Source organism: Actinomadura fibrosa (assembly GCF_900659615.1).
Classification (GTDB): Bacteria; Actinomycetota; Actinomycetes; order Streptosporangiales; family Streptosporangiaceae; genus Spirillospora; species Spirillospora fibrosa.
The window spans coordinates 14,037-30,530 of record NZ_CAACUY010000100.1; the positions used below are offsets into that span (position 1 = coordinate 14,037).

The following is a 16,494-nucleotide window of genomic DNA, read 5'->3' on the forward strand; positions in this document are numbered from 1 at the left end:
TCCTCCGTGCCGGAATCGTCACCGGTCGGTGCGGCGGTCGCCGCGTGCTCTACATGTACACGGCCGAGGTGACGTCCTCCGGTAAGCGATGAGCCTTCTGGAGGTGGGAGAGCGACTGCGCCTGACGATCTTGGTTACTCCGTGTGCGGAGATGGTAACGGATTGATGAACTAACTGACGATCTGTGATCGTCTGATTACGTTATGGAGTGTTGCTGACTGCTCACTGCCGCGAGGAGAGGTATGTCTGCCTTCACCGCCCACCTGAGCGCCCACAGGCGGACGTATGGCGAGATCTTGTTGGGATGCGTGACGGTCGCCTCGCTGTTGCAGGCGATCTTCGACTTCCGCCTCACGCCGCCGTGGCGGCGGGAGAGCGTCGCGCTCAAGGTCTCCATGCCCGACTCCGGGCAGCTTCCGATGTGCGCCACGATCTCAGGTGTCGGCCGGGCTCCGAAAGGCAAGGCGATCTGGCTCGCGCATCAGGAGTACGAAGACAGCACGTTCTACTTCAACCCCGTGCAGGTCGACCCCGACGACGGTGGTCACTGGCGCGTGCGGACTCAGGTCGGTGACGCGAAGGGAGCCCACGTCCGGTACGTGTTCCAGGCGATTCTGGTGGACGATGCCTGGGGTGAATGGCTGACCAAGGTGGCGCAGGCCGACGGGCTCGGCGCGACTCAGCTCCCGCCCCACTCGGACGCCAGTACGAAGCTCATCGTCCCGCGCAACGGAGACAAGCGGTCGTGTGCATGATCGGCGCTCCGGGACCCTCGTCCGTCTTGGCTTGCTTGCGTCATGCGTGACTCGGGAGTGCGGCTGCTGGTTAGTCCCACTTTGCGACTGTGGCTACTCCTAGGAGGGTCGCGAATAGGCCCGCTGCTCCTAGTAGTGCCAAAGGGGGGAGTAGGAGCAGGGTTGCCCACCAGGGGAGGGGTCTCATCAGGCGGTTCTCGGGGCTCAGTGCGCGGAAGGCGCGGAGCAGCGGGAGCAGCCATCCGGTGAGAAGGAAGAGGACGCCTAGCCCGATGTATGCCGCTCCGTACATGGAGTCCACGTTCGCACGGTAGCTGTCGCGATCATCTCCGGCAAGGACGATCGTGCTATTCCTGGCCTTGGCGGTAGTACTCCTCTATGGGGGTTCTTGCTTCGTCGAAGAGGGCTGGGCCTTCCTGGGGCACTGTCGGCCAGGCTCCTGAGGGGTTCAGGGCGACCAGCTGTTCTGTGGAGAGGGCGTAGACGACTCGGCCGAGGCCTGAGCGGACGATGCCGCCGGTGCACATGCCGCAGGGTTGGCAGCTCGTGTACATGGTGGTGCCTGCTGCGGTTGCGGGGTCGAGTTCGCGAGCTGCCCAGCGGGCCAGCTTCAGTTCGGGGTGGGCGCTGATGTCGTTGTCGCGCCGTACCGTGTTGTGCGCTTCGGTGAGGACCGCGCCGTCCGGACCGACCAGGAGGGAGCCGTAGGGCGCGTCGCCCAGGGTGATGGCGTGGGCGGCGATGGCGATCGCGCGCCGCAGGTGTTCCTCGTCAGCTGGGGTGATCATGACGTCGCTTTCCAGTGGGTGGCCACGGCGGTGAGCGCCCGCCAGGCTTCGTGGGGTCTGCGGGTTTCTTCGGGATCGCCGTGATAGGGGTCGAGGACGACGGTTTCGGCGCCCATCGAGCGGATCTGGTCGAGGTCGTCCAAGATCTGGTCGAGGGTTCCGACGCCTGCGAGGCGGTCTTTGTCTTCGACCGGTTCGGTGGTCAGGCGCAGGGCGATGCGGGGCGCGAAGTTGAGCTGGGAGTAGTCGGTCAGGGTGGAGCGCAGCTCGGCGAGTGTGCTGTGCAGGGGGTGCCAGGCGTCGCCGAAGGTGATGGCGCGCCGGATCGCCGCGTCGCTGCTGCCGCCGACCCAGATGGGCACCGGGGGAGTGTCGTCGGACGTGCGCCAGGTGTCCCGTAGGGCGGCCAGGTACTCGTCGGTCAGTCTGCCGCGCTCGCCGAACGGCACGCCGAGCGCCTCGAACTCCTGGCGGGCCCAGCCGACGCCGACGCCCAGCACGAATCGGCCGCCGCTGAGCTGCTGGAGGTTGCCGGCCATGCGCGCGACCAGGAGCGGATGCCGGTAGGGCAGGATGAGCACGGTCGTGCCCAGCCGCACCCTGGTGGTGATGCCGGCGAGCCAGGACAGCGTGGTGAACGGTTCGTAGAACGGCTCGGGGTACCGTTCGGCCACGTCCGCGGTGATGGCCACGTGGTCCGACATCATGAGGATGTCGAATCCGAGCCCCTCCACCACCGCCGCCCATTCGCGCAGCACGCCGGGGTCCGTCCCGGGCCCGAAGTTCGCCACATTGACGCCGAGTTGCATGACGGTGAAGCTATACCGTTCCACGACGATCATGGAACGGACTTCTCCCGGTTGTGGCGGGGTTGTGCCGTGAATCTGCCGGTAGGTTCGCGGAATGACCGTTGATCTGGACGACGTCGATTGGGCGATCCTCGACCAGTTGCAAGGGGAGGCCCGGCTCTCCCTGAGCGAGTTGGGGCGGCGCGTGAGCCTCAGTGCCTCGGCCACCACCGAACGGGTGCGGCAACTGGAGGCGCGAGGCATCATTACCGGCTATCGGGCCGTGGTGGATCTGGCCAAGGTCGGCTATCCCGTTCTGGCCCTCGTCCGGCTGAAGTATCCGGGCAACCATCATCAGCCGTTGCGCCGGTTGCTGGACGAGCGCCGGGAGGTCCTGGAGTGCCTGCGCACGACGGGCGACGACTGCTACACGTTGAAGGTCGCTGCGACGTCCATGGAGCATCTGGAGCGGGTTGTGGACGAGTTGGCCGGCTTCGGCACCACGAGTACCAGCGTTGTCTACAGCCAGACGCTGCCTTACCGCGGACCCGACCGGCCCTGAGGGCCGGTCGGGCGGGGGCGTCAGTTGAGTCTCTGTTGCCACATTCGCAGTTGGCGCCAGGTGGCGCCTCCGTCGGTGGTCGTCAGGAGTGGGTGGTAGAGGGTGCAGCCGGTCTTGCCCTTGGTGCAGCGGCCGTAGGTCGCCAGGGTCCAGCCGGTGCGTCCGCCGGGCGCGAAGGTGACGGCGTCCGCGCCCTCGGGGAGGCCGGTGGGACGGACGTCCGAGGCGGGTTCGCGGGACGGGACGCGGTAGGCGTGGCTGCCCGCGGTGTCCACGACCAGGAGGCCGCCGGTGGAAGGTGCCACCGGGATGCGGACGCCGGGGCCCGTGCGTCCGTGCACGTCGATTCGGTCACGGCTTTCGCGCCAGCTTCGGCCCTGGTCGGTGGACGTCAGGAGCGCCACCTGGGTTCGGTCGGAGCCGTCCACGACCGTGACGGGCAGGACGCCGTCTACGGGAGGTGCGATGGCCTTTGTGTCGATTGAGCCGTTGAGTTGGGTCTTCGCGTCGGTCCAGTGGCGTCCCTGGTCGGTGGTGAAGCTGAGGCGGTCGCCGGCGACGCCGCCCGCGACCCAGATGCGGCCGGACGGTTCGAGGGCGACCTCGCCGCTCACCGGAGCGCGGCGTGCCGACCAGGTGGCGCCGCCGTCGTCGGTGGTGAAGAGCGTGGCCGCGGACGACATCGCGGTGGCGGACGTCTGCGCCAGGACGGCGCCGTGGGCGGCGTCGCGGAAGGCGGTCCGCAGCCGTCCGTACTCGGCGGGCGCGGAGGGATCGCGGAGTGTCGCGGTCGTCCAGGTGCGGCCGCCGTCGGCGGTGCGGGCGGTGGTGATCCCGTCGCCGTCGGACGCCGCGACGTAGCCGTTCATGGCGTCGGTGAAGTGGGCGGCGCGTGCGTCGGTGACGGGGACCGGCGGTCTGGCCTCGCTGAACCGGGCGCCGCCGTCCGTGGTGAGCAGGAGCCGGTCGGACGTCAGCACCCAGCCGAAGCCGGACGTGACGAGCGCCGCGTCGATGGGGGCGGCGCCGCCGGTCTGGACGCGGGACTCGTCGGCGGCCTGGACGGTCCCGCAGGCGGAGAGGCCGAGGAGCGCCGCGGCGAGGGGGATCAGCCGTCGCATCATCGTCACTCACATCCCTGCGGGCTGGTCAGCGCGTCGGGCGCGGGGTAGACGGGGCCGTTGGAGCAGTCGCTGTCGACGTTCATCGTCACGCCGTTCCAGGTCTCGTTGTGCCCGCCCTGGTACTGCTTGTGCCGCTGCCGCTGCGTCCAATTGCCGCTCGGAATGCACGCGATGGTCGAGGTGCTTTTGACTCCGCTCCAGTTCGCGCCGTGGATGAAGTCGGGGACGTTCGCGATTCCCGCGTAGGAGTTGAGGCCGGACGCGCAGCTCGACCCGTAGACGCCGGCCTTCTGTGCGGGCGCGACGTGCAGTTGGTACACCCATCCGTCGATGAACGACTTGGCCGCGTTCAGGCATCCGGCGTTGGTGGTGTCGAAGCCTTCGAGGTCGTAGATGGCGGGCGCGTTGAGGGTGTCCCAGCTCAGCGCGACCATCGCGTTGTACACCGACCTCGCTTCGGTTCTGCCCTGGGAGTAGGCGGTGGCGGTGTCGGAGCTGAACCTGCTGCCGAAACCCGTGCAGGGCGCCTGCGGCCCCACCCAGAGCGGTAAGAATTTGTAGCCCATGGAACGGAGCTGGGAGACCTCCGAGGACGTCCACCGTTTGCAGCCGCTGCCGTACGCGGAGCCGCCGAGGTAGAGGCCCATGTTCCAGTAGGGGGTGTCGGTCCAGAACGCCTGCGCCTTGGCGATCGAGGCGGCGCAGGCGTCCCAGCCCATGTGGATGCTGTTGCCGTAGGACGCGAGGGCCGGGGGAGCGGGGGAGACGGAGGCTAAGGCGGCCAGGACGGCCGCTGCGGCTGCGAGTCGGCGGGGTTTGCGGACGCGGTGGTGCATGCGGATACCTCCAGGCGGGGGGACGCCCGGGAACTGGGAGTCAACGCGTCCCGAGCGTTGGAAGCGCACTTCACGTCGGTGTCCGTGGATCGATCCAGCCAGATCTTATGTTGCTCTCACGGGAATGCACGGACGCGATCTGTCAGGATCCGCTCCATTCTTGTGGCACGAATCGCCGGTAACGCGCCCTGTCCGGGGACTTTCACTTGGTCGCGCGGAGAGCGGTCGGCGACCTCATGGAAGCGACCGGAAGGCGCCGGGATGACGGCGGCCGAGGTGAGAGGGTCCTGATTGGGCGGGACTTCGGTGGAGGTTTCTGCGCTCCTCGGCGCCGCTGCATACGCCTGGTCTAACCGGGCGGGCGGAACGGGCGGCGGTGGGCCAGGTCAGCGAGTTTGAGGGGGACGGGGGCGTCATTTCGGGGGCATTGATGTGTGGCGGGGGCGTGCTGTGCAGGCGCCTGCGTGAAATGCGCGATGGCGGGGGGTGGGGGGACGGGTTCGCCCGGCCTGGTCGTGGGGGGTGAACCCCACGGCCGAGGCCGGGCGATGTTCCCGTAGTGGTTTCCTCCAGAGTGCCGGGTCGCCGGCGGACGTCGTCGTCCGAGGCGGGTCCGGCACTCGTCGCGGTTGCCCTCTTGCCGTGCCGGTGCGGCACCGCCCTCGTCAGCAGTACTGCCAAGAACCGGGGCTGAGGATCGGGATGTTGAGGTTCAGGATCGGGCCGAGCAGGCCGCCGCAGACGTGGCCGTAGCCGTGGTCGTATCCGTGCTCGAACCCGCCGTGTCCCTTGTCCGGCAGCTGGGTCGCGGTGGCGGCGGGCGCCAGGCTCCCCAGTGCCCCCATCGTCATCGCCACCGTCAGGATGAGCCGTGCGCGTCGCGTCATGGTGAGTCCCCTTCTCGCCGGAACCCCAGGGCTCCGGTTGCATTGTTCGTAGATCGTGTGAAGGCCGAGGTCCTCGGCCGTCCCACTCCCGCTTCTTAACCCAGAGTGTTGAGTTGATTGCAGCGGGTGCGTATAGCTTTGGGAGATCTGTTCCGGGAGGGCTGGAAGGGGTGGATGGTGTCATGCGCCGCATCCTGGGGGCTTCGTGCCGATCGGGGGAGTCTAGGGCCCGGTAAAGACTTGGATCGTTCGTTAACTTGAACTATTCGTGTTTGGGAGGGTAGGTTGGCGGCATGAACGCGTCCCGGGCCTCCAGTGCCGCCGAGGAACTGCGCGGCGCCGGCCTGCGAGTGACCGCCGCCCGCGTCGCGCTGCTGGAGACCGTCCGCGAGGGCGATCACCTCGGTGTCGAGGCCATCGCCACCGGCATCCGCGAGCGCGTCGGCCACATCTCCCTGCAAGCGGTCTATGAGGCCTTGCATGCCCTCACCGATGCCGGGCTCGTCCGCCGCATCGAACCCGCCGGCAGCCCGGCCCGCTTCGAGGGACGCACCGGCGACAACCACCACCACATCGTCTGCCGCGCCTGCGGCGCCGTCGCCGACACCGACTGCGCCACCGGCCAGGCTCCCTGCCTCACCCCCACCACCGACCACGGCTACACCATCGACGAAGCCGAGATCACCTTCTGGGGACTGTGCCCGGCCTGCTCCTCCAATCCCGTGACACCCACTCAGTACGAAGGACGGACATGACCGAGAACCACGACGCGATCGTCACCGAGCCGAAGGCGGAGGGCGAGGGCGGCTGCCCGGTCGCGCACACGCGCGCCCCGCACCCGACCCAGGGCGGCGGCAACCGCCAGTGGTGGCCGGACCGGCTCAACCTGAAGATCCTCGCGAAGAACCCCGCCGTGTCGAACCCGCTCGACGAGGGCTTCGACTACGCCGCGGCGTTCCAGGCCCTCGACCTCCCGGCCGTCAAGCGCGACATCGCCGAGGTGCTGACGACCTCGCAGGACTGGTGGCCGGCGGACTTCGACCACTACGGGCCGTTCATCATCCGCATGGCGTGGCACAGCGCCGGCACCTACCGGATCAGCGACGGCCGCGGCGGCGCCGGGGCCGGGCAGCAGCGGTTCGCGCCGCTCAACAGCTGGCCGGACAACGGCAACCTGGACAAGGCCCGCCGGCTGCTGTGGCCGGTGAAGAAGAAGTACGGCCAGAGCCTCTCGTGGGCCGACCTGATGATCCTCGCCGGCAACGTCGCGCTGGAGACCATGGGCCTGAAGACGTTCGGCTTCGCCGGCGGGCGCGAAGACGTCTGGGAGCCGGACGAGGACGTCTACTGGGGGCCCGAGACGACCTGGCTCGGGGACGAGCGGTACACGGGTGACCGCGAGCTCGAAGAGCCGCTGGGCGCGGTGCAGATGGGCCTCATCTACGTCAACCCGGAGGGCCCGAACGGCAACCCGGACCCGCTCGCCTCGGCCCGCGACATCCGCGAGACGTTCCGCCGGATGGCGATGAACGACGAGGAGACGGTCGCGCTGATCGCGGGCGGCCACACCTTCGGCAAGACCCACGGCGCGGGCCCGGCCGACGCGGTCGGCCCGGACCCTGAGGCCGCGCCGATGGAGGCGCAGGGCTTCGGCTGGGCGAACTCGCACGGCACCGGCAAGGGCGCCGACACGATCACCAGCGGTCTTGAGGGCATCTGGACGGACACGCCGACCACCTGGGACAACAGCTTCTTCCAGATCCTGTTCGGCTACGAGTGGGAGCTGTTCCAGAGCCCCGCGGGCGCCCACCAGTGGCGGCCGAAGGACGGCGCCGGCGCGGGCACCGTGCCCGACGCGCACGACCCGTCCAAGCGGACCCACCCGACGATGCTGACGACCGACCTCGCGCTCCGCGTGGACCCGGTCTACGAGCAGATCTCGCGGCGGTTCATGGAGAACTTCGACGAGTTCGCGGACGCCTTCGCCCGCGCCTGGTTCAAGCTCACCCACCGCGACATGGGCCCGGTCGTCCGCTACCTCGGCCCGGAGGTGCCGTCCGAGACGCTGCTGTGGCAGGACCCGCTGCCCGAGGTCGCGCACGAGCTCGTGGACGCCGCGGACGTCGCGTCCCTCAAGGAGCAGGTCCTCGCGTCGGGGCTGACGGTGTCCCAGCTCGTGTCCGCCGCGTGGGCGTCGGCCTCGACGTTCCGCGGCAGCGACAAGCGCGGCGGCGCCAACGGCGCGCGGATCCGGCTGGAGCCGCAGATCGGCTGGGAGGTCAACGACCCCGACCAGCTCCGGGTCGTGCTGCGGACCCTGGAGGGCATCCAGGAGGCGTTCAACGCTGCGCAGACCGGCGGCAAGCGGATCTCGATCGCCGACCTGATCGTCCTGGCCGGCGGCGCGGCCGTCGAGAAGGCCGCCCGGGACGCCGGGTTCGACATCGAGGTGCCCTTCACGCCGGGCCGCGTCGACGCGTCCCAGGAGCAGACGGACGTGGAGTCGTTCGCCGCGCTGGAGCCGGCCGCGGACGGGTTCCGCAACTACCTCGGCAAGGGCAACCGGCTGCCGGCCGAGTACCTGCTGATCGACAGGGCGAACCTGCTGACGCTGAGCGCGCCGGAGATGACCGTCCTCGTCGGCGGCCTCCGGGTCCTCGGCGCGAACCACGCGGGGTCGCCGCTCGGCGTGCTCACCACGGCGCCCGGGACGCTGACCAACGACTTCTTCGTCAACCTGCTCGACATGGGCACGGTGTGGAAGGCGACGTCGGAGGACCAGACCGTCTTCGAGGGCCGCGACGCCGCCACGGGCGAGGTCCGGTGGACGGGCAGCCGCGCGGACCTGGTCTTCGGCTCGAACTCCGAGCTGCGGGCGCTCGCGGAGGTCTACGCGAGCGACGACGCGAAGGGCAAGTTCGTCCGGGACTTCGTCGCGGCGTGGACGAAGGTCATGAACGCCGACCGGTTCGACCTGGTCTGACGCGGCCGTCCGGGCCGGTCCGCGCGGGCCGGTCCGGACGTTCGCCGCTGACCGGCCGCCCCCGGGCGGCGGTCAGCCGCCCTGTGCGCGGCACCGCGGGCACAGTCCCCAGAAGGTGATCTCGGCTTCGTCGATGGTGTAGCCGTGGTCGGTGGTGGGGGTGAGGCAGGGGGCCTGGCCGGTGGCGCAGTCGGTGTCGGTGACGGCGCCGCAGGCGCGGCAGACGATGTGGTGGTGGTTGTCGCCGGTGCGGCCTTCGTAGCGGGTGGGGCTGCCGGCGGGTTCGATGCGGCGGACGAGCCCGGCATCGGTGAGGGCGTGCAAGGCCTCGTAGACCGCTTGCAGGGAGATGTGGCCGACGCGCTCGCGGATGCCGGTGGCGATGGCCTCGACACCGAGGTGGTCACCGTCGCGGACGGTCTCCAGCAGCGCGACGCGGGCGGCGGTCACGCGCAGGCCGGCGCCGCGCAGTTCCTCTGCGGTGCTGGAGGGCCCGGACGCGGTCATGCCGCCCAACTTACCCGGCGCGTACCGGGGGCCTGACCACCCCCCGGACCCTCCGCCACGGCCGCGGTCATGCGGTGAGGGATTCGTAGGCGGCCAGGACGATGCTCAGGGCGCGGGCGTAGCCGTCGTCCCAGAGGATCTGGTTCATCGCGTACGCGACGGTCATGCGGTGGTCGTAGTCGATCAGGACGAGCGAGCCGCCCCAGCCGCCCCACGAGCAGGTGTGGCCCTCCAGCCGGTAGCCGAGGCCCCAGCGGATCGGCATGCCGAGGATGCGGTCCTCGCCGCGGAACTGCTCCTCGAAGACGCGTTCGCAGCCCGCCTCGGAGAGCAGCCGGACGCCGTTGACGGCGCCTCCGCAGGCCAGGACCGACTGGACGGCGCCGATCGAGCGGGCGTTGCCGTAGCCGTTGACGGCGGGGATCTCGGCGCGGCGCCAGGCGGGCGTGTTCGCGTCGGCCACCCCGACGAGGAAGCCTTCCGGCCTGTCCCCCCGGGGATCGGCGATCGGCGGGGCCAGGCGGTGCTCGTGCTCGGCGGGGAGGCCGAGGTGGAAGTCGGCGCCGAGCGGTCCGGCGACCTCGTCGGCGAAGAAGGCGCCGATGGGGCGGCCGGTGGCGCGGCGGACGACCTCGCCGATCAGGAAGCCGAAGGTGAGCGAGTGGTATCCGCCCTCGGTGCCCGGCTTCCAGCGCGGTTCCTGCGCGGCCAGCCGGGCGGTGGCGCTCTCCCACGCGCACAGGTCCGCGACCGTGATCGGGTCGTCCCAGTCGGGCAGGCCCGCGGTGTGCCCGAGCAGGTGCCGGACGCGCACGTCCGCGGCCGCGAACCCGGGCCAGTAGCGGGTGACCGGCGCGTCCAGGTCGAGGTCGCCGCGGTCCGCGAGGATCAGCGCGCACAGCGCCGTCATGGTCTTGGTGGTGGACCAGACGTTCGTGATCGTGTCGCGCTCCCACGGGAGCGTGCGGGCGGTGTCGAGATGCCCGCCCCAGAGGTCGACGACCGGCTCGCCGTCGATGTGCACCGCCGCCGAGGCGCCGACGTCGTCGGCGTCCAGCGAGGCCGCCAGCGCGTCGGCGACGGCGCCGAAACGGTCGTCGCATGTTCCCTGGATCGCTGCCATGGGCGCAACCTAGCCCGGCCGCGGGCGGCGGGGCCATTCATTTTCCGGCGGCCCGGCCGGCGCGGGTACGGCGGCGTCCGTGCAATTCTCAGATGATCTTGGACGGGCATAGTGGTAATTTGCGGCGGCGGGCAGTGGGGATGCCATTTGTTTTCCACTGGAGAGCGTGGTGCGAAAACGCCGCGGGCCGGCCCCTGGGAGCCAGGGGCCGGCCATTGTCGGCGGGGGGACTCTTCGCTACCGGTTGCCGAGGCCCAGCAGGGCGTTCAGCTGGGCGAGCAGGGCCGCCAGTCCGCTGAGGTCGCCGGTGCCGTCCAGCAGCCCGGCGATCGCGCACAGGAGGTTGCCGAGCAGGTTGCCGGGCCCGGAGATCGCGGTGATGTCCAGGACGACCCGGTCCAGGTGCACGGTCAGCCCGAGGAGGTTGAGGTCCAGCGGGCCGAGCGTCAGGTGCAGGATCGGGCAGGTCGCGGCGGGGAGGGCGACCGGGAGCGACACCGGGGTGCGGGTCACCTCGGTGGTGGTGCCGGAGCTGTCACGCAGCGTTCCGGTCAGGTCGCCGTTGACGAGCACCTGCCGGCCCTGCGAGGTGAAGGCCGTGGGCACGACCGTACCGGTGAAGGTCGAGCCGTCCTCGGTGGTGCCGGAGACGGGGACGCTGTCGAGCGGGGCCGGAGCCGCCGCGCGGGGCGCCGCCGAGGCCGGGACGATGCTGAACGCGAGGGCGGTCAGCACCGCCACCGTGAGGGCGGACAGGTGAATGAGAACTCTTTTCACGGACGCATTCCTCCATTTCGTGTTGCGTCGCACCTTGCGAGGCCCGTGCCTTACCCGGGGCCTCTCCCGATACACACGGAGAATTGCCGCGAATGGTCGCGTCTCGTTTCTTGCCTGGTCACGAACGAATGGCTCGCCGAGATTGGCCGGATCGTGCCGATCTACGGATCGAGGTAAACGGGAGGGGCCGCTCGGACGTCGTCAGGGTGATCCTTTTCGTGCATGGGTTCGAGTGCGGCGCTGTCCGGCGGCGGCCCCGGCGGGCCCGCGGCCCGGCGTCTGGTACGGCGGCCCGGGCGGCGGGTGTGAGCGAGGTCTCACGGGGTTCGGCCAGGTCAGGTTGCGTTTTACACGACGTTCACACATGGGCAACAGGTCCGAAATCGCTGTTCGGCAGGTTCGACAGCGCCGAAACCCCCGCCCTGCCCCCCGGCAAGCGACCTCCAAAGGCCCACGAAGGGATCGACGTTGAGCTACAAGGCCGAGTACATCTGGATCGACGGCACGGAGCCCACCGCGCGGCTGCGGTCGAAGACCAGGATCCTCCCGGACGGTGCCGACCTGCCGGACTGGGGTTTCGACGGCTCCAGCACGAACCAGGCCCCGGGCGACAGGTCGGACTGCGTGCTCAAGCCGGTGTTCTCGTGTCCGGACCCGATCCGCGGCGGCGACAACAAGCTCGTCCTGTGCGAGGTCTTCCTCGTCGACGGCACGCCCCACCCGACCAACACGCGGGCGGCGCTGCGCCCGATCGCCGAGAAGTACGAGGCGCAGGACTCCTGGTACGGCATCGAGCAGGAGTACACCTTCTTCAAGGACGGCCGCCCGCTCGGCTTCCCCGAGCGCGGTTACCCCGCCCCGCAGGGCTTCTACTACTGCGGCGTGGGCGCCGACGAGGTGTTCGGCCGCGACATCGTCGAGCGGCACCTGGACGCCTGCCTGGACGCCGGGCTGAAGATCTCCGGCATCAACGCCGAGGTCATGCCGGGCCAGTGGGAGTTCCAGATCGGCCCCGCCGGGCCGCTGGAGGTCGGCGACCACCTGTGGGTCGCGCGGTGGCTGCTCTACCGCATCGCCGAGGACTCCGACGTCTCCGCGACCCTCGACCCGAAGCCGGTCGAGGGCGACTGGAACGGCGCCGGCGCGCACACCAACTTCTCGACCAAGGCCATGCGCGAGGGCTACGACGCGATCATCACCGCGTGCGAGGCGCTCGCCGCGAAGGCGCAGGAGCACGTCCAGGGCTACGGCGCCGACATCGAGCGCCGCCTGACCGGCATGCACGAGACCGCCCCGTGGAGCGAGTTCAGCTACGGCGTCTCCAACCGCGGCGCGTCGGTGCGCATCCCGTGGCAGGTCGAGGTCGACAAGAAGGGCTACATCGAGGACCGGCGCCCGAACGCCAACGTCGACCCGTACGTGGTGGCCCGGCTGATCACGGGCACCTGCTGCGAGGCGCTGGAGAAGGCCGGCCAGGTCTGATCCCGAGCGGACGGTGAGGCCCGGGAGGCGCGCCCCCCGGGCCTTCGCCATGCCAGGGAGGCGGCGGCTCGTTCCGTGAAGGGGCGCATGTCGGATGTGGCCAAACCTCTGCAAATTGTTCGGGTTGGCGGAGTTCCCCCGATCGGTGCCGGGTAGCACCTCCCTGTTCGCACCGGGGGAGGGAACATGCCCGATACGCCGTTCGGGCGGTATCCCGGCGGCCTGCCCGGCAGGCACGCCGGCCGCCCTGCGCCGCGGCCGTGGCAGCGGTCGTTCCGATGCCCGTCCACCGTGCGCGCCCGCCCGGCGGAGGCCGCCCAGGTCGCGCGCTACCAGGACTTCGTCGCCCTGCACGAGGAGGTCTCGGCGGGCCACGACCCCGTCCTGCGCCCCCTCTGGCTGACGGGCCTCGCGTGCGCGCTGATGGCCGCGGGCCTGGCGTTCGCCGTCGTGCTCGGCGTCCGCGGGGTGTTCGGCGTGCAGGTCCCGGTGTTCGCGGGCCGCCACACCGGCGCGGGGGCCGCCGCCACCAGCTACGCGCTGTGCGCCTTCGCGGGGACCGTCCAGGCGACGGCGCTGATGCACCTGCTGTACGCGACGGCGGCGCGGCCCGTCCGGGCGTTCGCCTGGATCGGCGGCCTCGCGGTCGGCGTCGTGTCGCTGCTGCCGCTGGCGCTGCGCGCGCCGCTCGACGCGGTCCTCGCCACGGCGGCGCTCGACATGGTCGGCGGGACGGTGGTGGTCGCCCTGCTGGCGGCGGTCGTGGCCGCGGCGTCCGGGGGCGCGTTCAGGCGCGGCCGACCGTGATCGTCAGCGGGTCGGGCGCGGTGGACGACACCACCCGCAGGTGCCGCAGGCGCCGCCGCACCTGGACGTCCACGGGGTCCGCGGGGGCCAGCAGGCGCAGCACCCGGTGCATGCCGGAGAACCCGAGGCAGAGCTGGGCGTCCCAGGTGCCGCGGGGGAGCGGGTCGTCGATGAGCGCCCGCGTCACCGGCACCTCGGCGGTGTAGCGGAGCCCGCCGGGACACTCCTCCAGCATGGCGATGACCTCGTACGTCCTGCGGGTGTGGCGCTCCACCAGGTCGAGCATGCCGGAGACCGGCATCGTGAGCCGCTCGTAGTCGATGCGGCCGGTGACGACGACCTCCTCGTCCTGCTCGTTCCAGCCGAGGCGGTCGGCGACGGTGGCGCCGGCGACGTGGGGCCGCCCGCCGACGTCGATCGCGAGGGCGCCCTGGGCGTTGAAGTAGACGGCGACCGTGGTCGAGTCCGGCAGGAAGCGGCGCTGGGGCTCGTCGTCGAGATCGGGGGCGCGGCGCGGCCCGAGCGGCATGACGATGTCCTCGGCGGGCCCGCCGATGGCGATGTCGACGTCCCACAGGCCGCCGGGCAGCGGGCAGCCGTCGCCGGCGTCCTCGACGTCGATGCGGGCCTCGAACCCGACCGTCCCGTTCCCGGCCGTCCCGTCCCCGACCGTGCGGTCGGCGGGGACGCGCAGCAGGCCGCCGCCGTCGCGCTCGCGCAGGTGGAGCTCGATGTCGGGCGCCGGCGGGACGGTGCCGTTCCGCTCGATCCGGCCGGTCACCCGCAGGGCCGTGCCGGACCAGGAGACCCCGGTCAGGTAAGGAGCTGGCATGACGGGTGCCCTTCCCCCGTACGCGGTGTCGAACCGGGGCGCGGGCGGGGCGTGGGCGGGGCGTCAGGGCACCACGGTCACCGGCCACCGGCCCGCCCGGACGAGCCGGACGGCGACCGACCCGACCAGCCGGTGCCCCGCCTGCGCGGACGCGCCGACGACGACCGCGTCCGCGCGGTTCTCGTCGGCGACGCGGGCGAGGACGGTGAACGGGTCGCCCTGCTCGGTGACCAGGTCGTACCGCACGGGGCGCTCGGACGCGGCCCGCTCCAGCTCGGTGCGCAGCTCCCCGATGACCTCGTCCGCCGCCTCGCGCATCACGGCGGCGCCGCCGGGGGTGAGCGTGGACAGCGCCGCGATCGGCGCCACGTGGACGAGGACCAGCCGCGCGCCGCCGCGCCGGGCGAGCCCCCAGGCGTAGGCCCCGGCGCGCATCGAGGTGTCCGACCCGTCGACGCCGGCGACGATCACCTTCGGCCCGTCGACGCCGTATTCAAAGGACATACGCCCACCTTAGGGCGTATGCCCCGCGGGTCCCGTCCCGGTGCGCTACGGGCTCCGCCGGTGCCAGGACCGGACGAAGCGGGCGAGCAGCTCCTCCAGCGGCAGGCGGCCGGTGCTGAGCGCGCCGTACATCTCGTCGATCTCCCCGTAGCCGAGCGCCCGCGCGACGGCGAGCGAGTCGCCGCGCGCCTCGGCGGCGAGGAGGTCGACATGCCGTCCGGCCAGCGCGCGGACGAGGCGGCGGCGGCCCGCCTCGGCGGCCTGCTCGGCCCGGTGCCGCGCGAGACCCTGCTGGATGTGGACGCGGGCGGGCACCGTCACGGCGAACTCCAGCCAGTCCGGCGACGGCCGGCCGGCCGGGTCGGTGAGGATCTCCACGACGTTGCCGCTGCGGACCTGCACCGACATGGGCGCGAGCCGCCCGTTCACGACCGCGCCGATGCAGCGGTCGCCGGTGGCGGCGCCGAGCGCGTAGGCGAAGTCCAGCGCGGTGGCGCCCGCGGGCAGCGCGACGATCTCGCCGTCCGGGGTGAACGCGGCGACGTTGCCCGCCGCGAGGTCGGCGCGCAGGCTCTCCAGGAAGTCCGCGGACGGCGCGTCGGACTGCCACGCCAGCAGCCGGCTCAGCCACACGAGGTCGCGCCGCCCGGCGACCGCGTCGGCGGTGGCGGCGTCGTCGCAGGCGTCGCGGATGTGGGCGACGATGCCGTACTCGGCGACCGGGTGCATGGCGAGGCTGCGGATGATGACCTCGAACGGGTCGCCGTCCGGGCTGATCACCCGCGTGTGCAGCGACTGGTACATGTTGTCCTTGGGCATCGCGATGAAGTCGCGGACCTGCCCGGCGACGGGGTGCAGCGCGGCGTGCACCGCGCCGAGCGCGATGTAGCAGTCGCGCTCGGCGCCGTCCACGAGGACGAGGAGCCGGGCGGCCTCGCAGGGCCGCAGCCCCGCCAGCTCGCCGCTGAACGACTGGTGCACCGCGTACAGGTGGGACGGCCTGATCTCCATCCGCGCCTCGACGCCGTGCTCGGCGAGGGACCCGCGCAGCCGGTCCGTCGCGGGCCCGAACGCGCGGCCGGCGTCGCGCAGCGCGGCGCGGACGGCGTGCCCGGTCGCGGCGTGCGCCTCGGGGGAGCGGGCGGCGAACGCGAGGTCGTCCATCTCCCGCTTGAGGACGTGGATGCCGAGCCGCTCGGCGAACGGGACCAGCAGCTCGTGCGACGCCTTGGCGTAGCGGGCGCGCTTGTGCGCCGGCTGGTAGCGCAGCGTCCGCAGGTTGTGCAGCCGGTCCGCCAGCTTGATCACCAGGACGCGCAGGTCGTCGGCGGCGGACAGCACGATCTTGCGGAACGTCTCGGCCTCGGCCCGGTCGCCCCAGCGGCCGCCGTCGAGCTTGGTCACCCCGTCCACCAGCACCGCGACCTCCTCGCCGAAGTCGGCGCGGAGCTCCCCGATCGTGTACGGGGTGTCCTCGACGGTGTCGTGCAGCAGCGCGGCGACGAGGGTGGTGGTGTCCAGGCCCATCCCGGCGAGGATCATCGCGACCGCGAGCGGGTGGGTGATGTACGGGGCACCGGACCTGCGGAGCTGGCCGCGGTGCAGCCGCTCGGCGACCTCGTAGCCGCGCAGCAGCTCCGCCTCGTCGGCGCCGGGGAAGGCGGTGCGGTGCGCGTCCAGCAGGGGCGCGAGCGCGGCGCGCGGGCCGCTCCGGGCGGCGGCGGACGCGCGGCGCGCGG

The 16,494-nt window shown here is 71.5% G+C and carries 17 protein-coding genes; 6 read left to right on the plus strand and 11 right to left on the minus strand.

Annotated elements, in window-relative coordinates; translation table 11 throughout:
- Positions 1 to 242 precede the first annotated feature (242 nt).
- On the plus strand, positions 243 to 755 hold the full coding sequence (locus E1300_RS27900; protein WP_131760054.1) for a hypothetical protein: 513 nt from the start codon (positions 243 to 245) through the stop codon (positions 753 to 755).
- Positions 756 to 1,102: 347 nt separating this feature from the next.
- Here E1300_RS27900 and E1300_RS27905 read toward each other — a convergent pair whose 3' ends face one another.
- Together E1300_RS27905 and E1300_RS27910 are read right to left on the minus strand one after the other, a co-directional pair.
- Positions 1,103 to 1,543 (minus strand): nucleoside deaminase, encoded by a 441-nt coding sequence (locus tag E1300_RS27905; protein ID WP_131760055.1) that lies wholly within the window; start codon positions 1,541 to 1,543, stop codon positions 1,103 to 1,105.
- Entirely contained in the window at positions 1,540 to 2,385 is an 846-nt protein-coding gene (locus E1300_RS27910) for an LLM class flavin-dependent oxidoreductase (protein ID WP_242619434.1), read from the minus strand. Before E1300_RS27910 ends, E1300_RS27905 begins: the two co-directional genes overlap by 4 nt.
- 61 nt (positions 2,386 to 2,446) lie before the next feature.
- On the opposite strand from E1300_RS27910, the gene E1300_RS27915 reads away from it, so the two are divergent.
- Positions 2,447 to 2,893, plus strand: coding sequence for an Lrp/AsnC family transcriptional regulator (locus E1300_RS27915; RefSeq protein ID WP_131760056.1), 447 nt, complete (start codon positions 2,447 to 2,449; stop codon positions 2,891 to 2,893).
- 20 nt (positions 2,894 to 2,913) lie between these two features.
- Here E1300_RS27915 and E1300_RS27920 read toward each other — a convergent pair whose 3' ends face one another.
- The 3 genes from E1300_RS27920 to E1300_RS27930 all read right to left on the minus strand — a co-directional run bounded on the left by E1300_RS27920 (position 2,914) and on the right by E1300_RS27930 (position 5,740).
- Positions 2,914 to 4,017, minus strand: coding sequence for a WD40/YVTN/BNR-like repeat-containing protein (locus E1300_RS27920; protein WP_131760057.1), 1,104 nt, complete (start codon positions 4,015 to 4,017; stop codon positions 2,914 to 2,916).
- A gap of 2 nt (positions 4,018 to 4,019) precedes the next feature.
- Positions 4,020 to 4,853, minus strand: a complete 834-nt coding sequence (locus tag E1300_RS27925) for a glycoside hydrolase domain-containing protein (protein ID WP_131760058.1) — start codon at positions 4,851 to 4,853, stop codon at positions 4,020 to 4,022.
- 665 nt (positions 4,854 to 5,518) lie between these two features.
- On the minus strand, positions 5,519 to 5,740 hold the full coding sequence (locus tag E1300_RS27930) for a hypothetical protein (RefSeq protein ID WP_131760059.1): 222 nt from the start codon (positions 5,738 to 5,740) through the stop codon (positions 5,519 to 5,521).
- Between the two features lie 293 nt (positions 5,741 to 6,033).
- Here E1300_RS27930 and E1300_RS27935 point away from each other — a divergent pair, with 293 nt between their 5' ends.
- Both E1300_RS27935 and katG read left to right on the plus strand, forming a co-directional pair.
- Positions 6,034 to 6,495 carry a Fur family transcriptional regulator gene (locus tag E1300_RS27935; RefSeq protein WP_131760060.1) on the plus strand — a complete coding sequence of 154 codons (462 nt, stop codon included), beginning with the start codon at positions 6,034 to 6,036 and terminating at the stop codon, positions 6,493 to 6,495.
- Positions 6,492 to 8,723, plus strand: a complete 2,232-nt coding sequence (katG, locus tag E1300_RS27940) for a catalase/peroxidase HPI (RefSeq protein WP_131760061.1) — start codon at positions 6,492 to 6,494, stop codon at positions 8,721 to 8,723. Before E1300_RS27935 ends, katG begins: the two co-directional genes overlap by 4 nt.
- Before the next feature lie 72 nt (positions 8,724 to 8,795).
- Here katG and E1300_RS27945 read toward each other — a convergent pair whose 3' ends face one another.
- The 3 genes from E1300_RS27945 to E1300_RS27955 all read right to left on the minus strand — a co-directional run bounded on the left by E1300_RS27945 (position 8,796) and on the right by E1300_RS27955 (position 11,130).
- Positions 8,796 to 9,230, minus strand: a complete 435-nt coding sequence (locus tag E1300_RS27945; RefSeq protein WP_131760062.1) for a Fur family transcriptional regulator — start codon at positions 9,228 to 9,230, stop codon at positions 8,796 to 8,798.
- Positions 9,231 to 9,297: 67 nt separating this feature from the next.
- On the minus strand, positions 9,298 to 10,353 hold the full coding sequence (locus tag E1300_RS27950) for a serine hydrolase domain-containing protein (RefSeq protein ID WP_131760063.1): 1,056 nt from the start codon (positions 10,351 to 10,353) through the stop codon (positions 9,298 to 9,300).
- A gap of 237 nt (positions 10,354 to 10,590) precedes the next feature.
- Positions 10,591 to 11,130 carry a hypothetical protein gene (locus E1300_RS27955; protein WP_207399990.1) on the minus strand — a complete coding sequence of 180 codons (540 nt, stop codon included), beginning with the start codon at positions 11,128 to 11,130 and terminating at the stop codon, positions 10,591 to 10,593.
- 468 nt (positions 11,131 to 11,598) lie between these two features.
- On the opposite strand from E1300_RS27955, the gene glnII reads away from it, so the two are divergent.
- Together glnII and E1300_RS27965 are read left to right on the plus strand one after the other, a co-directional pair.
- The gene (gene glnII, locus E1300_RS27960; protein WP_131760064.1) at positions 11,599 to 12,612 is read left to right on the plus strand and encodes a glutamine synthetase; all 1,014 of its coding nucleotides are present in this window, start codon (positions 11,599 to 11,601) and stop codon (positions 12,610 to 12,612) included.
- Positions 12,613 to 12,798: 186 nt separating this feature from the next.
- A complete protein-coding gene (locus E1300_RS27965) occupies positions 12,799 to 13,419 on the plus strand; it encodes a hypothetical protein (protein WP_131760065.1) in 621 nt (206 codons plus the stop codon).
- Here the strand turns inward: E1300_RS27965 and E1300_RS27970 are convergent.
- The 3 genes from E1300_RS27970 to E1300_RS27980 all read right to left on the minus strand — a co-directional run.
- Positions 13,400 to 14,251 carry a hypothetical protein gene (locus E1300_RS27970; protein ID WP_131760066.1) on the minus strand — a complete coding sequence of 284 codons (852 nt, stop codon included), beginning with the start codon at positions 14,249 to 14,251 and terminating at the stop codon, positions 13,400 to 13,402. The genes E1300_RS27965 and E1300_RS27970 overlap by 20 nt on opposite strands.
- 63 nt (positions 14,252 to 14,314) lie before the next feature.
- Positions 14,315 to 14,755, minus strand: a complete 441-nt coding sequence (locus E1300_RS27975; protein ID WP_131760067.1) for a universal stress protein — start codon at positions 14,753 to 14,755, stop codon at positions 14,315 to 14,317.
- Positions 14,756 to 14,800: 45 nt separating this feature from the next.
- Positions 14,801 to 16,494: RelA/SpoT family protein (locus E1300_RS27980; RefSeq protein WP_131760068.1), on the minus strand; the 1,694-nt coding region annotated here is incomplete at its 5' end.

What these genes read in the sequence shown, in the direction of transcription:
- E1300_RS27900 (WP_131760054.1), top strand. Translation starts at nt 243, where the DNA reads ATGTCTGCCTTCACCGCCCACCTGAGCGCCCACAGGCGGACGTATGGC.
- E1300_RS27905 (WP_131760055.1), bottom strand. Translation starts at nt 1,543, where the DNA reads ATGATCACCCCAGCTGACGAGGAACACCTGCGGCGCGCGATCGCCATC.
- E1300_RS27910 (WP_242619434.1), bottom strand. Translation starts at nt 2,385, where the DNA reads ATGATCGTCGTGGAACGGTATAGCTTCACCGTCATGCAACTCGGCGTC.
- E1300_RS27915 (WP_131760056.1), top strand. Translation starts at nt 2,447, where the DNA reads ATGACCGTTGATCTGGACGACGTCGATTGGGCGATCCTCGACCAGTTG.
- E1300_RS27920 (WP_131760057.1), bottom strand. Translation starts at nt 4,017, where the DNA reads ATGATGCGACGGCTGATCCCCCTCGCCGCGGCGCTCCTCGGCCTCTCC.
- E1300_RS27925 (WP_131760058.1), bottom strand. Translation starts at nt 4,853, where the DNA reads ATGCACCACCGCGTCCGCAAACCCCGCCGACTCGCAGCCGCAGCGGCC.
- E1300_RS27930 (WP_131760059.1), bottom strand. Translation starts at nt 5,740, where the DNA reads ATGACGCGACGCGCACGGCTCATCCTGACGGTGGCGATGACGATGGGG.
- E1300_RS27935 (WP_131760060.1), top strand. Translation starts at nt 6,034, where the DNA reads ATGAACGCGTCCCGGGCCTCCAGTGCCGCCGAGGAACTGCGCGGCGCC.
- katG (WP_131760061.1), top strand. Translation starts at nt 6,492, where the DNA reads ATGACCGAGAACCACGACGCGATCGTCACCGAGCCGAAGGCGGAGGGC.
- E1300_RS27945 (WP_131760062.1), bottom strand. Translation starts at nt 9,230, where the DNA reads ATGACCGCGTCCGGGCCCTCCAGCACCGCAGAGGAACTGCGCGGCGCC.
- E1300_RS27950 (WP_131760063.1), bottom strand. Translation starts at nt 10,353, where the DNA reads ATGGCAGCGATCCAGGGAACATGCGACGACCGTTTCGGCGCCGTCGCC.
- E1300_RS27965 (WP_131760065.1), top strand. Translation starts at nt 12,799, where the DNA reads ATGCCCGATACGCCGTTCGGGCGGTATCCCGGCGGCCTGCCCGGCAGG.
- E1300_RS27970 (WP_131760066.1), bottom strand. Translation starts at nt 14,251, where the DNA reads ATGCCAGCTCCTTACCTGACCGGGGTCTCCTGGTCCGGCACGGCCCTG.
- E1300_RS27975 (WP_131760067.1), bottom strand. Translation starts at nt 14,755, where the DNA reads ATGTCCTTTGAATACGGCGTCGACGGGCCGAAGGTGATCGTCGCCGGC.